The organism is Mesorhizobium sp. M4B.F.Ca.ET.017.02.2.1, from assembly GCF_003998955.1.
In the GTDB taxonomy this organism is placed as follows: domain Bacteria; phylum Pseudomonadota; class Alphaproteobacteria; order Rhizobiales; family Rhizobiaceae; genus Mesorhizobium; species Mesorhizobium abyssinicae.
This window is the reverse complement of the sequence record NZ_RZOF01000650.1, coordinates 1-953: the sequence shown is the minus strand read 5'-3', so window position 1 is coordinate 953 and position 953 is coordinate 1. Positions and strand designations below refer to the sequence as shown.

The following is a 953-nucleotide window of genomic DNA, read 5'->3' as shown; positions in this document are numbered from 1 at the left end:
GCGCCAGGCAAACCAAGCGGCTCGGCGAACTGCATCATGCCATCGCGACCGGGGTGATGACGGCCGACGCCGACGTTACCGAACTCGGCCAGATCATCGCCGGCGAGAAACACGGACGGCGCTCGGACAGCGACATCACCATCGCCGATCTCACCGGCACCGGCGTGCAGGACACGGCGATCGCCACCTTGGCCCGTGACCGCGCCCAAGCGGCCAATGCCGGGACCATTTTCGAAAGCTGATGCCTGGCCAAGGCGTGATCCGGAAAGGTGGAAACCTGCTTTCCGAAAAGGCCGCAAGGCCCAACAAACGAGGACCAAGAACAATGCAGCCGAATTTGAAATTCACGCGCGGCGAATATGCGGAGCGCCTCGCCAAGACCCGGAGGGCCATGGCGGCCAAGGGGGTCGATCTGCTGATCGTCAGCGATCCCTCCAACATGGCCTGGCTGACGGGCTATGACGGCTGGTCGTTCTATGTCCACCAGGCGGTCATCGTGCCGCCTTCAGGCGAGCCGGTCTGGTACGGCCGCGGCCAGGACGCCAACGGCGCCAAGCGCACCGCCTATCTCGCCCATGACAACATCATCGGCTACGCCGACCACTACGTGCAGTCGACCGAGCGCCACCCGATGGACTTCTTGTCCAGCGTGCTCTCCGATCGCGGCTGGGGCAAGCTCGCCATCGGCGTCGAGATGGACAATTACTGGTTCTCGGCCGCCGCCTTCGCCGCGCTGCAGAAGCATCTGCCCAACGCCCGGTTCGTCGACGCCACCGCGCTGGTCAACTGGCAGCGGGCGGTGAAGAGCCCGACCGAGATCGACTACATGCGCAAGGCCGCCCGCATCGTCGAGGCCATGCACCAGCGCATCGTCGACAAAATAGAAGTCGGCATGCGCAAATGCGATCTGGTCGCCGAGATCTACGATGCCGGCACGCGCGGCGTCGATGGGA

The 953-nt window shown here is 64.6% G+C and carries 1 protein-coding gene and 1 pseudogene; both read left to right on the top strand.

Going from position 1 to position 953, the window contains the following annotated elements:
• Positions 1 to 242, top strand: a pseudogene (locus EN738_RS34620) (ornithine cyclodeaminase family protein); the annotation flags it as partial.
• Between the two features lie 83 nt (positions 243 to 325).
• Positions 326 to 953 (top strand): aminopeptidase P family N-terminal domain-containing protein (locus EN738_RS34615; RefSeq protein ID WP_189606148.1); only part of this gene is annotated, 628 nt, incomplete at its 3' end.